The sequence below is a fragment of the Pseudomonas sp. H3_D04 genome (genome assembly GCF_054669175.1).
On the sequence record NZ_CP162801.1, the window covers coordinates 4,659,813 to 4,675,168 of the forward strand.

Annotated in this window: 13 protein-coding genes; 7 read left to right on the forward strand and 6 right to left on the reverse strand. The window is 60.8% G+C overall.

The window, feature by feature from the left end; all coding sequences use genetic code 11:
* The first annotated feature begins 37 nt into the window (after positions 1-37).
* From AB4N91_RS21625 to AB4N91_RS21640, 4 genes are all read left to right on the forward strand, one after another.
* Entirely contained in the window at positions 38-2,503 is a 2,466-nt protein-coding gene (locus AB4N91_RS21625) for a fimbria/pilus outer membrane usher protein (RefSeq protein WP_460111767.1), read from the forward strand.
* Between the two features lie 10 nt (positions 2,504-2,513).
* Positions 2,514-3,656, forward strand: a complete 1,143-nt coding sequence (locus AB4N91_RS21630; RefSeq protein WP_077748271.1) for a DUF1120 domain-containing protein — start codon at positions 2,514-2,516, stop codon at positions 3,654-3,656.
* Between the two features lie 81 nt (positions 3,657-3,737).
* Positions 3,738-4,358: a DUF1120 domain-containing protein gene (locus AB4N91_RS21635; RefSeq protein WP_102593960.1), complete on the forward strand. Its 621-nt coding sequence runs from the start codon at positions 3,738-3,740 to the stop codon at positions 4,356-4,358.
* A 74-nt stretch (positions 4,359-4,432) separates the two neighbouring features.
* Entirely contained in the window at positions 4,433-5,083 is a 651-nt protein-coding gene (locus AB4N91_RS21640) for a DUF1120 domain-containing protein (protein WP_010463087.1), read from the forward strand.
* A gap of 1 nt (position 5,084) precedes the next feature.
* Here the strand turns inward: AB4N91_RS21640 and AB4N91_RS21645 are convergent, their stop codons facing one another.
* The 6 genes from AB4N91_RS21645 to AB4N91_RS21670 all read right to left on the reverse strand — a co-directional run bounded on the left by AB4N91_RS21645 (position 5,085) and on the right by AB4N91_RS21670 (position 11,516).
* Positions 5,085-6,392 carry a CynX/NimT family MFS transporter gene (locus AB4N91_RS21645; protein WP_154911846.1) on the reverse strand — a complete coding sequence of 436 codons (1,308 nt, stop codon included), beginning with the start codon at positions 6,390-6,392 and terminating at the stop codon, positions 5,085-5,087.
* Positions 6,382-7,041 carry a FadR/GntR family transcriptional regulator gene (locus AB4N91_RS21650; protein WP_010463089.1) on the reverse strand — a complete coding sequence of 220 codons (660 nt, stop codon included), beginning with the start codon at positions 7,039-7,041 and terminating at the stop codon, positions 6,382-6,384. The genes AB4N91_RS21645 and AB4N91_RS21650 overlap by 11 nt, the downstream gene beginning before the upstream one ends.
* A gap of 313 nt (positions 7,042-7,354) precedes the next feature.
* Positions 7,355-8,119: an amino acid ABC transporter ATP-binding protein gene (locus AB4N91_RS21655; protein ID WP_010463090.1), complete on the reverse strand. Its 765-nt coding sequence runs from the start codon at positions 8,117-8,119 to the stop codon at positions 7,355-7,357.
* A 10-nt stretch (positions 8,120-8,129) separates the two neighbouring features.
* Positions 8,130-9,227, reverse strand: a complete 1,098-nt coding sequence (locus tag AB4N91_RS21660) for an amino acid ABC transporter permease (protein ID WP_083374957.1) — start codon at positions 9,225-9,227, stop codon at positions 8,130-8,132.
* A 10-nt stretch (positions 9,228-9,237) separates the two neighbouring features.
* Positions 9,238-10,419, reverse strand: a complete 1,182-nt coding sequence (locus AB4N91_RS21665) for an amino acid ABC transporter permease (RefSeq protein ID WP_460111768.1) — start codon at positions 10,417-10,419, stop codon at positions 9,238-9,240.
* Positions 10,420-10,484: 65 nt separating this feature from the next.
* On the reverse strand, positions 10,485-11,516 hold the full coding sequence (locus AB4N91_RS21670) for an amino acid ABC transporter substrate-binding protein (protein WP_010463093.1): 1,032 nt from the start codon (positions 11,514-11,516) through the stop codon (positions 10,485-10,487).
* Between the two features lie 468 nt (positions 11,517-11,984).
* On the opposite strand from AB4N91_RS21670, the gene AB4N91_RS21675 reads away from it, so the two are divergent.
* From AB4N91_RS21675 to AB4N91_RS21685, 3 genes are all read left to right on the forward strand, one after another.
* On the forward strand, positions 11,985-12,641 hold the full coding sequence (locus AB4N91_RS21675; RefSeq protein ID WP_010463094.1) for an alpha/beta hydrolase: 657 nt from the start codon (positions 11,985-11,987) through the stop codon (positions 12,639-12,641).
* Between the two features lie 85 nt (positions 12,642-12,726).
* A complete protein-coding gene (gene rhlB, locus AB4N91_RS21680; protein ID WP_042932351.1) occupies positions 12,727-14,214 on the forward strand; it encodes an ATP-dependent RNA helicase RhlB in 1,488 nt (495 codons plus the stop codon).
* 127 nt (positions 14,215-14,341) lie between these two features.
* A complete protein-coding gene (locus tag AB4N91_RS21685; RefSeq protein ID WP_010463096.1) occupies positions 14,342-15,289 on the forward strand; it encodes an ornithine cyclodeaminase family protein in 948 nt (315 codons plus the stop codon).
* Positions 15,290-15,356 lie beyond the last annotated feature (67 nt).

Genomic DNA, 15,356 nt, shown 5'->3' on the forward strand with positions numbered 1-15,356 from the left:
CCTGTAACCGCACGCCGCAATAACCCAAGTGATCCTGATGAACACAGTATCGAATTACCGTGATGGCGAAGCCGTGCCCGTTATTCGCGACGGCGCTCGCCCTCATCCATGGCAGCGAACCATATTGGCGGTGCTGCTGAGCAACGCGCTGATGATGCTCGATGCCTACGGTGAGGTGTCGATGCCAGCGTCGTTCGACAAAGACACGTTACGGCAGCGCGGCATCGATCCGGCGCTGGCGACGCTGCTGATGCAGGCGCCGCAGTTCACGGCCGGCCGCCACCCTGTCACGCTCACCGTCAACGGCCAGCGTCATGGCCGGGTCGACGTCACGTTCGATCGCGAAGGGGCGTTGTGCTTCGATCGCACGCTGCTCGATGCGGCGAACCTAACGGTGCCCGCGCTTACGCTGGACGATGGCCCATGCCATGACTTTCTAGGCCGCGCGCCGCAGACCGTCATCGAACCGAACCCCGCTGGCCTGGCCCTGTCGCTGATCGTGCCCACCGATGCGATACGCCCCACTGCCCGGGATTTTTCCGGCTATCAAACCGGTGGTGTCGCCGGCTTGATCAACTACGACGTCACCGGTTTGCACAGCCGTTCCGGCGACAGCACCAGCCGCTACGCCTCGGCCAACACCGAACTCGGCTTCAATGCCGGTGACTGGATCGTGCGCAGCCGCCAGGTGCAGACCTGGCAGGACGACGTGTCCACAACGACTCATATTGCGGCCTACGCCCAGCGGACTTTCGCCAGCCAGGAAGCGGTGTTGCAGGCGGGTCAGATCAACCTCTACAACCCGGTGCTCGCCGGTGCGCAGATCACCGGCGTGCAAGTGCTGAATGAACAAGCCCTGCAGGTCGAAGGGCAAAGCGCGGTCATTGAAGGGATCGCCAACAGTCAGGCCCAGGTCGAGGTCCGGCAAAACGGTTCGCTGATCCATTCCACGGTGGTACCCGCCGGCCCGTTCGTGCTCACCAACGTGCGGCGGCTCAACACGCGTTCCGACGTGGAAGTCACGATCAAGGAGACCGATGGCAGCGAGCGCCGTTTTACCGTGCCGGCCGCGATGTTGGGGGTCAGTTTGCCAGCGCCCGGTTATTCGCTGGGCGCCGGTCAGGTGCGCAGTGTCGGTGACGCTCAGGGAGGCGATCCCTGGGTCATCAGCGGCGGCTGGAGCGGTGCGCTCGCCCCGCAACTATTGCTCAGCGCCGGCCTCACCGGCGCCGCCGACTATCGCGCGGCGGGTGCCAGCGTCGGCCTGTTGCCCTCGCCGTTCACTCAGGTGCAAGCCACGCTGACCGGCGCGGACGCCAGCGGCAGACACGCCAGCCAGGGGCTTCAAGCCGACCTGAACGTCTCGCATCGGTTGAACGAGCAGTGGGCGCTCAGTGCCGGCAGTTCTTACCGAACCCTGGGCTACCGGGAACTGGAGGAGGCGGTGTTCGCCAACACGTCCGACAACAGCCAGTCACGTTACCGCGATCAGCAAAGCGCGGCCCTGTCATGGTCGCATCCATGGCTCGGCGCCTTCAGCAGCGGCTTCAGCCGGTCCAGTTCGTTCGACGGCCAAAGCAGCAGCCGCGCCCTCGCATCCTGGGGCACCAGCATCGCGGGCGTATCCGTCTCGGCGACCGCCGAATGGCAGCTCAGCGGTTCGAACGGCAACGATGACAGCATCTACCTGAACCTCAGCATTCCGCTGGGTGAGAACCGCCGGGCACGCAGCTGGGTACGCCGTTCCGCCGGCGAATACCGCAGCGGCGTGGGCTTGAGTGAACGGGTCAACGATCAGCTGGGTTACCGGGTTGGCGTCGAACACGACACGCGCGACAAACAGGTGCAATCCACGGCCGGCGTGTCGCTGCTACCGCGCTACACCCAGCTCGATCTCAATTACACCCGCGCCGATGCCGAGCGCTCCAGCTATCAAGCCAGCGCTCGCGGTGGCGCCGTGCTGCATGGCGGTGGCGTGACGCTGTCGCCGTACCCGGTGAGCGACACCTTTGCGTTGCTGTCGGTCGGTGACATGGGTTCCATCAAAGTGTCGACGCCCAGCGGTCCGGTCTGGACCGACTGGCAAGGTCAGGCGGTGATCCCGCAAGTGACGGCTTATGGCAAAAGCCCGGTGGAAGTCGACACCAAAACCCTGCCGCGCAACGCCGACATTCACAACGGGCTGGCGGTGATTTCGGCCGGTCGCGGCGCCGTCGACAACGTTGAATTCGGCATCACGATGACCCGCCGGGCCTTACTCAAGGCCACCACCGCCAACGGCGCGCCCCTGCCGCGCGGTGCCTCCGTGAACACCGAGGATGGCGAGTTCGTGACCCTGGTGCAGGACGGCGGCCTGGTGTTCTTGCCCAACGCGCTCGACCGCCGTGCGTTGTGGATCAGCGCGCCGGAGCTGGAGCGCTGCGAACTGCGCTTTGAGCTGCCCACCGACGCCGACGCCGACGCGTACTACGAAACCGCCCCCGCCAAGTGCCGAGCCCTCTGAGGATGACTTCATGAACCTGTTGCACTTTCTGCTATTGACCCTCGCGCTCCTGGCACTGAGTGGATTCACGCCAGTGGCCTCGGCGTCCATGGACGACTGCCAGTTCAACCTGAGCCAGCCGGTGCTCGATTACGGGCTGATGAACCGGGCGATACGGCCTGATGCCGCACCGGAGCGCAACCTCGGTGAACGCCAGCTCAGCCTGACCTTGAGCTGTGCGCAGCCCATCGACATGAGCCTGTTCTACCGGGCGATGGCCGCGACCGCCGAACGCTTTCACTTTGCCGAACGCGGCAGCTATCAGATGCGTATTCGCGATGCCGTGCTCGATGGCCAATCGGTCGAGATCGGGTTGATTGCCGGGGTCGGTCAGCCGCCGGCAGAAATGGCGTCGAGCCTGATCTGGCGACCGGAGCACGGGATCGTCCCGGTGCAGGCCGGCGTGGCGGTGCAAGGGCGCAGTTTCTCGGCCCAGCTTCAGCTGACGGCCTGGGTTCAAGAGCAAGGCATGCAGGTGCGTGACGCGGTGACCTGGGAAGCCTTCGGGGTGTTCGACGCCGTCGCCGCCGGACGCACCCGCGAGGCGACCTTGCGCGCCCGCTTCGCTCCGGCGGCCTGCGAGCCGGTGCTGTCCAACGGCGGCGTGGTCGACTTCGGCACCCTGTCGAAAAAAGACCTGCACGCAGACCAGGACACACGCCTGCCGCCCAAGTCCTTGACGCTGAGGGTCGGCTGCGACGCGCCGACGTCCTTCGCCTTGATCATGCACGACAACCGCTCAGGCTCGGCGATGCTCGACAGCGAGATCGACTACGGCCTGGGCAAGGACGGCAGCGGCAACAGGATTGGCCGTTTTTCACTGCACGTCGACCCGGCCGACGCCAATGCCGACGGCTTCGCCCGCCTTTATCAAACCCACTCCAGCATCGCCGGCACAGCCTGGAACACCGGCAGCGCCAACCCGATCGCTATCGGCAAAAGCCGTTACCTGGCGTTCACCGACAACGACGGCAGCAGTGCCGGCCCGGTGCTGATCCAGAACCTCAGCACCACAGTGACCGTCGACGCCGTTATCGCCCCCACCCACAGCCTGGACCTGAGCCGCGCCATCGAGCTCGATGGCGCGGGGACGATCGAGATTATTTACCTGTAACACCCAGCCCGATCCTGCTGGATTCGGGGTGCACTTGAGCGGCCCGGGCAGTCAGGACACAACCCTAGAAGTGAGCAAATAATGATCAAAAAGTACTTGGCAGCACTCTCCACAACAGCACTGATCGGCGTTGCGCCTTATGCAGTGGCGGCTTCGAGCATTGACCTGACTGTCACAGGTCTCATCACGCCGAGAGCGTGCACTCCTTCGTTGTCCGATGGAGGAACGGTCGACGTCGGCCAGGTGCAGGCCAAAGACCTCAACCTGACAAGTGACACGATAGTAGGCAGTCATCCGATACAGCTGACGGTCGCGTGTGACGCGTCAACGCCATTTGCACTTAACGGTATTGATAACAAAGCCGGAACATCATCGTCCAACCTGTATTTCGGATTGGGCCTGACCAGCAATAACGAAAAAATAGGTTATTTCACGCCATCGATCCAAAGCGCGCTTGCGGACGGACAACCTGTGCACTCGATCAGATCAACTGATAACGGTGCGAGTTGGACGCGCATCTATCAGATCCTGAAGGATAACCTCACATCGGTAAGCGCTGTCGGCACTCTCACGCCAATCTCCGTGAAAGACCTCACGATGGAACTGATGATCTACACCTTCATTGCCCGCGCCGATAGCCTCACCTTAACCGACGATGTCACTATCGACGGTTCAGCCACATTTGAAATGAAGTACCTGTAAGCCGTGCATCTTGCCCGAGGTCCTGCTTCGGGCAAGGACTGATTCCGCTCACCACACACAGCGAAACCTGTCCCATGAAAAAGACTCCACACGCGCTGACGATGGCGATCTTCGTCCTGACGTCGCCGCTCACCTTGGCCACCTCATCGACAGACCTGAGGGTCACAGGCCTCATCACCCCACTTGCCTGCACCCCGATGCTGTCCAACAGCGGCCTCGTCGATTACGGAAAAATCTCCCGGCAAGACCTGAACGTCGACAAACGCACTCGACTGCGCGACCAGACACTCGACCTCAACATTCAGTGCAATGCGCTCACGCGTTTTGCTCTGCTGATGCGCGACAACCGCGACGGCTCGGCCATCGTCAACAGCGAGATTTACTACGGCCTGAACCACGACCACAGCCACAATAAAATCGGCTTGTATTCGCTGAACTTCGATCCTGCCAGCACGGTGGTGGACGACCTGACGCAGGTCTATCGAACCGACTCGACCACGGGGGGCAAAGCCTGGAGCCCGTCGAACAGCCAGCCCATCCCGATGGGCTCCCGAAGCTATCTCGGCTTTACCGACAGCGCAGGCAGCAGCGCCGGCCCGATAGCCATCCGCAACCTGACCAGCCGGGTGACGGTCGAAACGGTCATCGCGCCCACCTCCGAACTGGACCTGAGTGCCGAAGTGCAACTCGACGGCTCGGCGACCCTGGACGTTGTTTACCTGTAGTTCAGACCTTTTCGCTGACCACCTGAACGTGCAACGAACGCCCGGCGCCGAGGCCGGCAACGATGGCGCCGAGGCCGATCACGCCAAAGATCCAGCCCAACGCGGTCCAGCCGCCCGACCAGTCGTGCACGATCCCGACCGCGAACGGCCCCATCGACGCCAGGGTGTAACCGAAGCCCTGGGCCATGCTCGACAGGTTGGCCGCCACATGGGCATCACGCGAGCGCAGCACGATCAGGGTCAATGCGAGACTGAATGCACCGCCCTGCCCCAGGCCGAGCAGGATCGCCCAGCCCCACAGGCCTTCGATCGGTGCATAGAGACAGCCGAACAGGCCGCCGAGGGTCAGCAGCATGACCACCACAATCGCCAGCCGCTGATCCTTGCCGCGCGTCGCCAGCCAGGGCGCCGCCAGAGAACTGGCCAACTGGACGATCACCGAACCCGAGAGCACCAGACCGGCCTGGGTCGGGGTCAGGCCGCGACCGATCAGGATCGAGGGCAACCAGCCAAAGACGATGTACGCCAGGGATGATTGCAGGCCCATGTACAACGTGACTTGCCAGGCCAGCGGATCACGCAATAGGCCGCGAACCCGATACGCGACGTTATGTGCGCCGTGTTTCTGCCCCACTTGCGGCAACCAGAAAACCGCCGCGACCAGCGCAGGCACTACCCAGAAGCCGAGGCCCAAGGCCCAGCTGTTATCGAAATGCTCGCTCAGCGGCACGGTCGCCCCCGCCGCCATCGCCGCGCCCAGACACAGGGCCATGGTGTACACGCCGGTCATGGTGCCGGCCTGTTTCGGGAAGTCGCGCTTGACGATGCCCGGTAACAAAACGCCAATCACACCGATGCTCGCGCCGCCCAGCACACTGCCGGCGAACAGGCCGATCTCACCGAATGAACTGCGCAGAATGATTCCGCCGGCCAGCATCAACAGAATGCCCAACACCACGCGCTCGGCGCCAAAACGTCGCGCCAGCAAGGGCGCTAGCGGAGCAAACAAGCCGAGACAGAGCACCGGCAACGTCGTCAGCAACCCGGCCTGGGCCGCCGACAGGCCGAGGGTCTTCGACACTTCGCTGAGCATCGGCGCCATGCTCGACAACGCCGGACGCAGGTTCAGCGCCACCAGGATCAGCCCCAGCAGCAACAGCCATGGGCGACGCAGGACGGGATGACGCTGCTGGACCTCTTCGTCATCGGCCTCGGCGTCGATCAGCAGCTCTTCGAGTTCTGCCGTGCGCTTGGGTTGAGTGATGTTGCTGTTGCGGCTCGACATGGAGTTCTCGGTTTCAAGGTTCATTGATCAACTGCCTAGACAGGGCTTTGGCCCGTTCCGGGTCGCGTTGCTCGACGGCATCAAGCAGTTCGATATGCAGGTCGAACACCTCTTGGCGTCGCGGGGTGATGTTCAGGGTCTGGCGCAAATGCGCGCCGACGATGCTGGAGAAATAGCGATACAGCTCGCTGAGGGTCGGGTTGTGCGCGGCGTCCACCAGACGGCGGTGGAACACCAGATCGCAGGCGATGTAGCTGTCGAGATCGCCGTGATAGTGGCTGCCGCTGACACCCAATGCTTCGCGCAAGGCCACCAGATCCTCATCCGTTCGGCGCAGAGCAGCGAGACCGATGGCTTCGACTTCAAGGATGTGCCGGGTCTCGCGGGCCTGTTCATGGGAGCAGCGCGACAAGGCTTTCATGGTGTCCAGTGGATCGATCACCGCCCGCAAATAGCTACCGTCGCCCTGACGGATTTCGATCAAACCGGAAAACGCCAATACACGCATGGCTTCGCGCACGGTGTTGCGGCTGATGCCCAACTCGGCGGACAGCTCTGGCTCTGTGGGTAAACGCTGGCCGACCTGCCAGGCGCCAGCGTTGATGCGTTGGCGCAGTTGATCCAGAGCCTGGTCGACCAGGGACCGCTTAACGAGTGGAGAAATGTCTGACATAGGATTCGCCCTTTCATCCAATCATAGGATGAATTTTCTGACATGTTAGTCAGCTACGCGTAGGACGGCAACCGCCTAAGTTCAAAGGGCAGGAGAGGAAGCGGGATTTTCGATTAGTAAGAATTACCCTTTGCTTGATCGGCATCCAGAATTACTGGGCGACGTGCAAATACTTCAAGAGGGTGCAGACTTGCAACGTCTATTGGTGGACCTCGATCGATCATCCCCCCTCCGCGCTCGCATCCTGACTGCAAACCGCAGACAAAAATAAACCCGGAACACTGTCCGGGTTTATTTCACTGCCAAGTGCCGATCAATGCAGAATCTGGCTCAGGAACATCTTCGTCCGATCGTTCTGCGGGTTGTCGAAGAAGTCGTTCGGCGCAGCCTGCTCGACGATTTCACCCTTGTCCATGAAGATCACACGATTGGCCACGGTGCGGGCGAAGCCCATTTCGTGGGTCACGCAGAGCATGGTCATGCCGTCTTCGGCGAGGCCGATCATGGTGTCGAGCACCTCTTTCACCATTTCCGGGTCGAGTGCCGAAGTCGGTTCGTCGAACAGCATGATTTTCGGTTTCATGCACAAAGCACGGGCAATCGCCACACGCTGCTGCTGACCACCGGACAGTTGTCCCGGGAATTTATGCGCCTGTTCCGGAATGCGGACGCGCTCCAGGTAATGCATGGCGATTTCTTCGGCCTGGCGCTTGGGCATCTTGCGCACCCACATCGGTGCCAGCGTGCAGTTCTGCAGGATGGTCAGGTGCGGGAACAGGTTGAAGTGCTGGAACACCATGCCGACTTCACGACGGACCGTTTCGATCTGCTTGAGGTCGTTGGTCAATTCCACGCCATCGACCACGATGCGCCCCTGCTGGTGTTCTTCCAGACGGTTGAGGCAGCGGATGGTGGTCGACTTGCCGGAACCCGACGGGCCGCACAGGACGATTCGCTCGCCCTGCTTGACGTTCAGGTTGATATCTTTCAGCACGTGGAACTGGCCGTACCACTTGTTCACGCCCTGCATCTGAATAATGCCTTCAGGGCTCACAGGCTTTTTGATTGCTTCGCTCATTACAGAACTCCTAACGCTTGTGGCCAGTGTCGAGCTTGCGTTCCAGATGCATGGAATAGCGCGACATACCGAAACAGAAAATCCAGAACACCAGGGCCGCGAACACATAGCCTTCGGTGGCCATGCCCAACCATTTCGGGTCGGCGGCAGCTTGTTTGACGCTGTTGAGCAGGTCGAACAGGCCGATGATGATCACCAGGCTGGTGTCCTTGAACAGCGCAATGAAGGTGTTGACGATGCCAGGAATCACCAACTTCAGGGCTTGCGGCAGAATCACCAGCCCCATGCTGCGCCAGTAACCGAGGCCCATCGCTGCGGCTGCTTCGTACTGACCTTTGGGAATCGCTTGCAGACCGCCACGCACCACTTCGGCAACATAGGCCGACTGGAACAGGATCACGCCGATCAGCGCCCGCAGCAGTTTGTCGAAGTTCATGCCTTCAGGCAGGAACAACGGCAGCATCACCGAGGACATGAACAGCACCGTAATCAACGGCACGCCGCGCCAGAATTCGATGAAGGTCACGCAGACCACTCGAATCGCCGGCATGTTCGAACGACGGCCCAGCGCCAGCACGATCCCCAGCGGCAACGCACCGGCAATACCGACGGTGGCGATCACCAGGGTCAGCATCAGGCCGCCCCATTGGCTGGTCGCCACCTGGGTCAAGCCGAAAACGCCGCCATGCAACAGGCACCAGGCAATGATCGGGTACAGCACCAGGAAGCTCAGGCCGTAAACCGCTTTACGCGGGAAGCGCGAGATGAACAACGGTGCCACGCCGATGACTGCCAGCCACACGGTCAGGTCTACGCGCCAACGCAGTACCGGCGGGTAATAGCCGTACATGAACTGGCCGAAGCGCTGCTGGATGAACACCCAGCAGGCGCCTTCCTTGGTGCAGTCGGCCTGGGACGTGCCGACCCAGTTGGCGTCCAGGATCGCCCAATGCAGGATCGGCGGCACCACCAGGTAAATCAGGTAGAACGCGAACAGTGTCAGCGCGGTGTTCAGCCAGCTGGAGAACATGTTCGCGCGCATCCACGCCATCGGCCCGAAGACTTTGCTCGGTGGTGGCATGTCGGGTTTGAAAGTATGAGTACTCATGCGCTTTTCCTTACCGCTCGATCAGCGCAATGCGCTTGTTGTACCAGTTCATCAGCAGGGAAATGCTGATACTGATCGCCAGGTACACGCTCATGGTGATGGCAATCACCTCGATCGCCTGCCCGGTCTGGTTCAGCACCGTACCGGCAAACAAGGACACCATTTCCGGATAACCGATACCGGCCGCCAGCGAGGAGTTCTTCGCCAGGTTCAGGTATTGGCTGGTCAGCGGTGGAATGATCACACGCATGGCTTGCGGGATGATCACCTTGCGCAGGGTCGGACCGTTGCGCAGGCCCAACGAGTGCGCCGCTTCGGTCTGGCCGTGGCTGACCGACTTGATACCCGAACGCACGATCTCGGCGATGAACGCCGCGGTGTACACGGTCAGGGCCAGGGTCAGCGCCAGCAGTTCCGGGATCAGCACCCAGCCACCAACGAAGTTGAAACCTTGCAGCTTCGGCATTTCCCAGTGCACTGGCGCGCCGAAGATCAATGCGCACAGCGCCGGGACCACCAGGAACAGCGCCAGGCCGACCCAGAATTTATGGAACGGTACGCCGGTCGCTTCGAAGCGTTTGGTCGCCCAGCGGCTCATCAGCACGATGGCGACAATGGCCACGACGATGCTGACCACAAACGGCCAGAAACCATCCGCCGTCAACGCGGCCGGCATGTTCAGGCCGCGGCTGCTGACGAAGAAGGTGTCGCCGAAGTTATGGCTGTTACGTGGCCCTGGCATGGTCAGGAACACCGCGAAGTACCAGAACAGGATTTGCAGCAGCGGCGGAATGTTGCGGAAGACTTCCACATAAACAGTCGCCAGCTTGGCAATGATCCAGTTCTTCGACAGGCGTGAAACGCCGACGATGAAACCGAGGAGCGTCGCCAGGATGACCCCGATGAAGGTCACCAGCAGGGTATTGAGCAGGCCGATGACAAACACTCGGGCATAGCTGTCCGATTCGGTGTAGTCGATCAGGGTTTGAGCGATGCCGAAACCGGCACTGCGCTCCAGAAAGCTGAAGCCGGAAGTAATGCCCCGGTGTTGCAAGTTGGTCTGGGTGTTATCGAACAGATACCAGCCCATGGAGACCACCGCCACAATGGTGATGATCTGAAATAGCCACGCACGCACTTTGGGATCGCTGAGGCTGAGCCTCTGCTTTGGTGCGCCGATTGAATTTTGCATGAAGTGCCCCGGATGTAATGGAACAGAACATCACCCGGTGGTTGGCCCACCGGGTGATAGAACCATCAGCGCACTGGTGGTGCGTATTGAATGCCGCCAGCGTTCCACAAGGCGTTCAGCCCGCGGTCGATTTCCAGCGGAGTGCCTTTGCCGAGGTTTTTCTCGAACACTTCGCCATAGTTGCCCACTTGCTTGACGATCTGGACGACCCAGTCCTTCTTCACTTTCAAGTCTTTGCCGTACTCGCCGTCGGTACCCAGCATACGTGCGACGTCCGGATTCTTGGTGGACTTGGCTTCGGCTTCGACGTTCTTCGAAGTGACACCAGCCTCTTCAGCGTTGAGCATGGCGTAGCCTACCCAGCGAACAATGGCCAGCCACTCGTCGTCGCCGTTACGCACGACCGGGCCCAGCGGTTCCTTGGAAATGGTTTCCGGCAGAACCACGTAGTCCTTCGGCGAAGCCAGCTTGCTGCGCTGAGCGAACAGTTGGGACTTGTCCGAGGTCAGTACGTCGCAACGACCGGATTCCAGCGACTTGGCGCTTTCATCGGAGGTGTCGAAGGTGATCGGGGTGTATTTCAGACCGTTGCCGCGGAAGTAGTCGGAAACGTTCAGCTCAGTGGTGGTACCGGCCTGGATGCAGATGGTCGCACCGTCGAGCTCTTTGGCACTCTTGACGCCCAGCTTGCTATTTACCAGGAAGCCAATGCCGTCGTAGTAGGTGATGAAGCCTGGGAACTTCAGGCCCATGCCCGCGTCACGGGAGCTGGTCATGGTGGTGTTGCGCGACAGAATGTCAATTTCGCCGGACTGCAGCGCGGTGAAGCGCTCTTTGGCGTTCAACTGGCTGAACTTGACCTTGGTCGCATCGCCGAAAACGGCAGCGGCCACAGCGCGGCAGAAGTCAGCATCGATACCGATGATCTTGCCAGTGGAGTCCGGAACCGAGAAACCCGGCAGACCGTCACTGACACCGCACTGTACGAAACCTTTCTTCTGCACTGCATCCAGGGTTGCACCCGCCTGAGCGAACCCGCTGACACCGAGCACTGCAGCTGCAGTCACGATGGCCAGGGTGGATTTCAACATCTTCATTCAAACCTCCAGTTTTGCTCTTGTTGTGTCGGAGCGTGAGTCCAGTCGCACCCTTATGAGGCGTAGTCGACCCGTGTTGGCTTTTTTTGGGGTCAACCGACGTAAAGACCTTAGCTATGAGTCTAGTAAGAGAAAATCCACATCATGGACAACTCACTTCTCACCAATCGGCCGAACGGGCTGTAGCCCTTTCACGTTCGCGAAGCCCGTAGCGGCCACTGGCGAACATCCATCACCGGATTCTTTGCTATCCCGCTGCCAGCAGTACACTGATAGTGTTACCGCAAGGCGCGAGATGGGTTGCACCGCTTTCACATAGCAAAGCCCGTACCAGACCGCTTGCCGATGCGGTTAAGGGACAGGTCAATAGCAAAACTTGTAACCTTGCGACATCTTCTTAACGGATCAACCCGACGCGCACTCACATCACGCACTTAATGAGAGCGCACGCACAAAATTGGAGCAGCCATGACCGAGCCCTTGATTCTTCAACCCGTAAAGCCCGCAGACGCCTGCGTTATATGGCTGCACGGCCTGGGCGCCGACCGCTACGACTTTCTGCCGGTTGCCGAAGCCTTGCAGGAAACCCTGCTGACCACCCGCTTCGTTCTGCCCCAGGCACCGACCCGCGCCGTGACCATCAACGGCGGTTACGAGATGCCGAGCTGGTACGACATATTGGCCATGAGCCCGGCGCGCGCGATCAGTCGTGAGCAGCTGGAAACGTCGGCGCAGAGAGTCTTTGATTTGATTGAAGAGCAGCGCGCCAGCGGAATAGACGCCTCGCGTATCTTTCTGGCAGGTTTTTCCCAGGGTGGCGCCGTGGTCTTGCACACCGCTTTCCTGAAGTGGCAGGGGCCGCTGGGTGGCGTACTTGCCCTCTCGACTTACGCACCGACCTTCAGCGATGAAATGGAGCTTTCGGCCAGCCAGCAACGCATTCCCGTGCTGTCGTTGCATGGCCAGTACGATGACGTCGTTCAAAACTCGATGGGCCGCACCGCCTACGAGTTTTTAAAGCAGCATGGTGTCACCGTGACATGGCAGGAATACCCAATGGGCCACGAAGTGTTACCCGAAGAAATTCGCGACATCGGCGTCTGGCTGGCCGAGCGTTTACGCTAAAAGCTACCCATTGATCCATCCCACTACGCCGCGCCCGATTCTTGCATTACACTGGCCGGCGTATATTCCTTAACCAATTGATGAGATGACCGTGCTCAAAGCACTCAAGAAAATGTTCGGTAAAAGCGAGACTGAGCAGCTCGCGCCAGTTCCCAGCGCTCCGTCTCATATCCCCAGCCACCGCACCGACGGTAATCAGCCTGGCCGGACCGCAACCGTAGCGGCACCGAAACACGAGCCTGTGACCACACCGGCCGCCCCACCTGTCGAGATTGTCGCCGCCGAGCCACCGCGCAGCGAATCGCCGAAACCGGCAAAACCGCGTCGCGAACCGAAACCGAAAGCGCCGGTCATTCCCTGGAAACTCGAAGACTTCGCCGTTGAACCCCAGGAAGGCAAAACCCGTTTCCACGATTTCAAACTCGCCCCGGAATTGATGCACGCCATCCAGGACCTGGGCTTCCCGTACTGCACGCCGATCCAGGCGCAAGTGCTGGGCTTCACCCTCGCGGGCAAAGACGCCATCGGTCGCGCCCAGACCGGCACCGGCAAAACCGCCGCGTTCCTGATTTCGATCATCACGCAACTGCTGGAAACCCCGCCACCCAAGGAACGCTACATGGGTGAACCGCGGGCGCTGATCATCGCGCCGACCCGCGAGCTGGTGGTGCAGATCGCCAAGGACGCCGCCGACCTGACCAAGTACACCGGCCTCAACGTCATGACGTTTGTCGGCGGCATGGACTTCGACAAGCAGCTCAAGCACCTCGAAGCCCGTCACTGCGACATCCTCGTGGCCACCCCGGGCCGCCTGCTCGACTTCAACCAGCGCGGTGACGTGCATCTGGACATGGTCGAAGTCATGGTGCTGGACGAAGCCGACCGCATGCTCGACATGGGTTTCATCCCGCAAGTGCGCCAGATCATTCGCCAGACGCCGCCGAAGAACGAACGTCAGACGCTGCTGTTCTCCGCAACCTTCACCGAAGACGTGATGAATCTCGCCAAGCAATGGACCACCGACCCGTCGATCGTCGAGATCGAATCGCAGAACGTGGCCAGCGAAAACGTCGAGCAACACATCTACGCCGTCGCCGGTGCCGACAAATACAAACTGCTCTACAACCTGGTCAACGACAACGGCTGGGAGCGGGTGATGGTGTTTGCCAACCGCAAGGATGAAGTGCGGCGCATTGAAGAGCGCCTGGTCCGTGACGGCGTCAACGCCGCGCAACTGTCCGGCGACGTGCCGCAGCACAAGCGCATCAAGACCCTGGAAGGTTTCCGCGAAGGCAAGATCCGCGTACTGGTCGCCACTGATGTGGCCGGTCGCGGCATCCACATCGACGGCATCAGCCACGTGATCAACTTCACCCTGCCGGAAGTCCCGGACGACTACGTGCACCGCATCGGCCGTACCGGTCGTGCTGGCGCAGAGGGTGTGTCCATCAGCTTCGCCGGTGAAGATGACTCCTACCAGCTACCGTCCATCGAGGCATTGCTGGGTCGGAAAATCAGCTGTGAAACACCGCCGACGCATCTACTGCGGGCGGTTGAGCGCAAGCGTCCGTAACTCGGCCCCTTACTGAAAGAGGCGCAGCCGGAAACGGACTGCGCTTTTTTTTCGTCCCGATGTTGCTCGACACAACTAAAAGTCCATAATGGACAAATTAGTTTACTTTCAGCACCCGGAGCCGACCATGTCCAGTACGCCTTATGTGATCACCCAACCCCAGGCCCGCGAACTGCTGGCGCAGGTCGACGTGCCGCAGATCCTGCGCAAGCTGTTTCGCGACCTGGCGGCCGGGCTAGCGGTGCAACCGGCGCAACAGCTGGTGGAGTTCCCTCAGGGTGCCGGCGACTTCATCAACTATCTGGGCGTGCTGGCTGAAGACGGCGTCTACGGGGTCAAGACTTCGCCGTACATCGTGCGCGAACAAGGTCCGCTGGTGACGGCCTGGACATTGTTGATGTCGATGCAGACCGGCCAACCGTTACTGCTGTGCGATGCCGGCGAACTGACCACCGCACGCACGGCCGCGACCACCGCCGTCGCCGTCGATGCCCTCGCTCCGCTGAAGGCGCAGCGCCTGGCGATTATCGGCAGCGGCAAGGTGGCTCAGGCACACCTGCATTACGTTAAAGATCTGCGTGACTGGCAAAGCATCAGCCTCTATTCCCCGAGCCTGAGCGATAAAAACCCTGAAACGCTGGCACAGCTAAAACGCCTCGATCCACGCCTGACCATCGCCGACAGTCGCGAAGCGGCGATTGAAGATGCCGACGTGATCATGCTGTGCACCTCGTCCGCCGGCCCGGTGATCGATCCCTCGAAGCTGAGCAAACCGGCGCTGATCACCTCCATCAGCACCAACGCCCCGCGCGCCCATGAAGTCCCGCCGCAGAGCCTCAATGACATGCAGGTGTTCTGCGACTATCGTCTGACTACCCCGGGCTCGGCGGGCGAAATGCTGATTGCGGGGGAACAACATGGCTGGGACAAGTGCTTGATTGTCGGCGACCTGCCTGATTTGCTCAGCGAAAAGGTCCCGCGTCCCGACTACGACCGTCATGTGTTCTTTCGTTCGATCGGCCTGGGCCTGGAAGACATCGCACTGGCCAATGCCATCTACCGCCTACAACCCTGACACCACAATCCCCTGTGGGAGCGAGCCTGCTCGCGATAGCGGTTAATCAGTCAACATTGGTATCGAC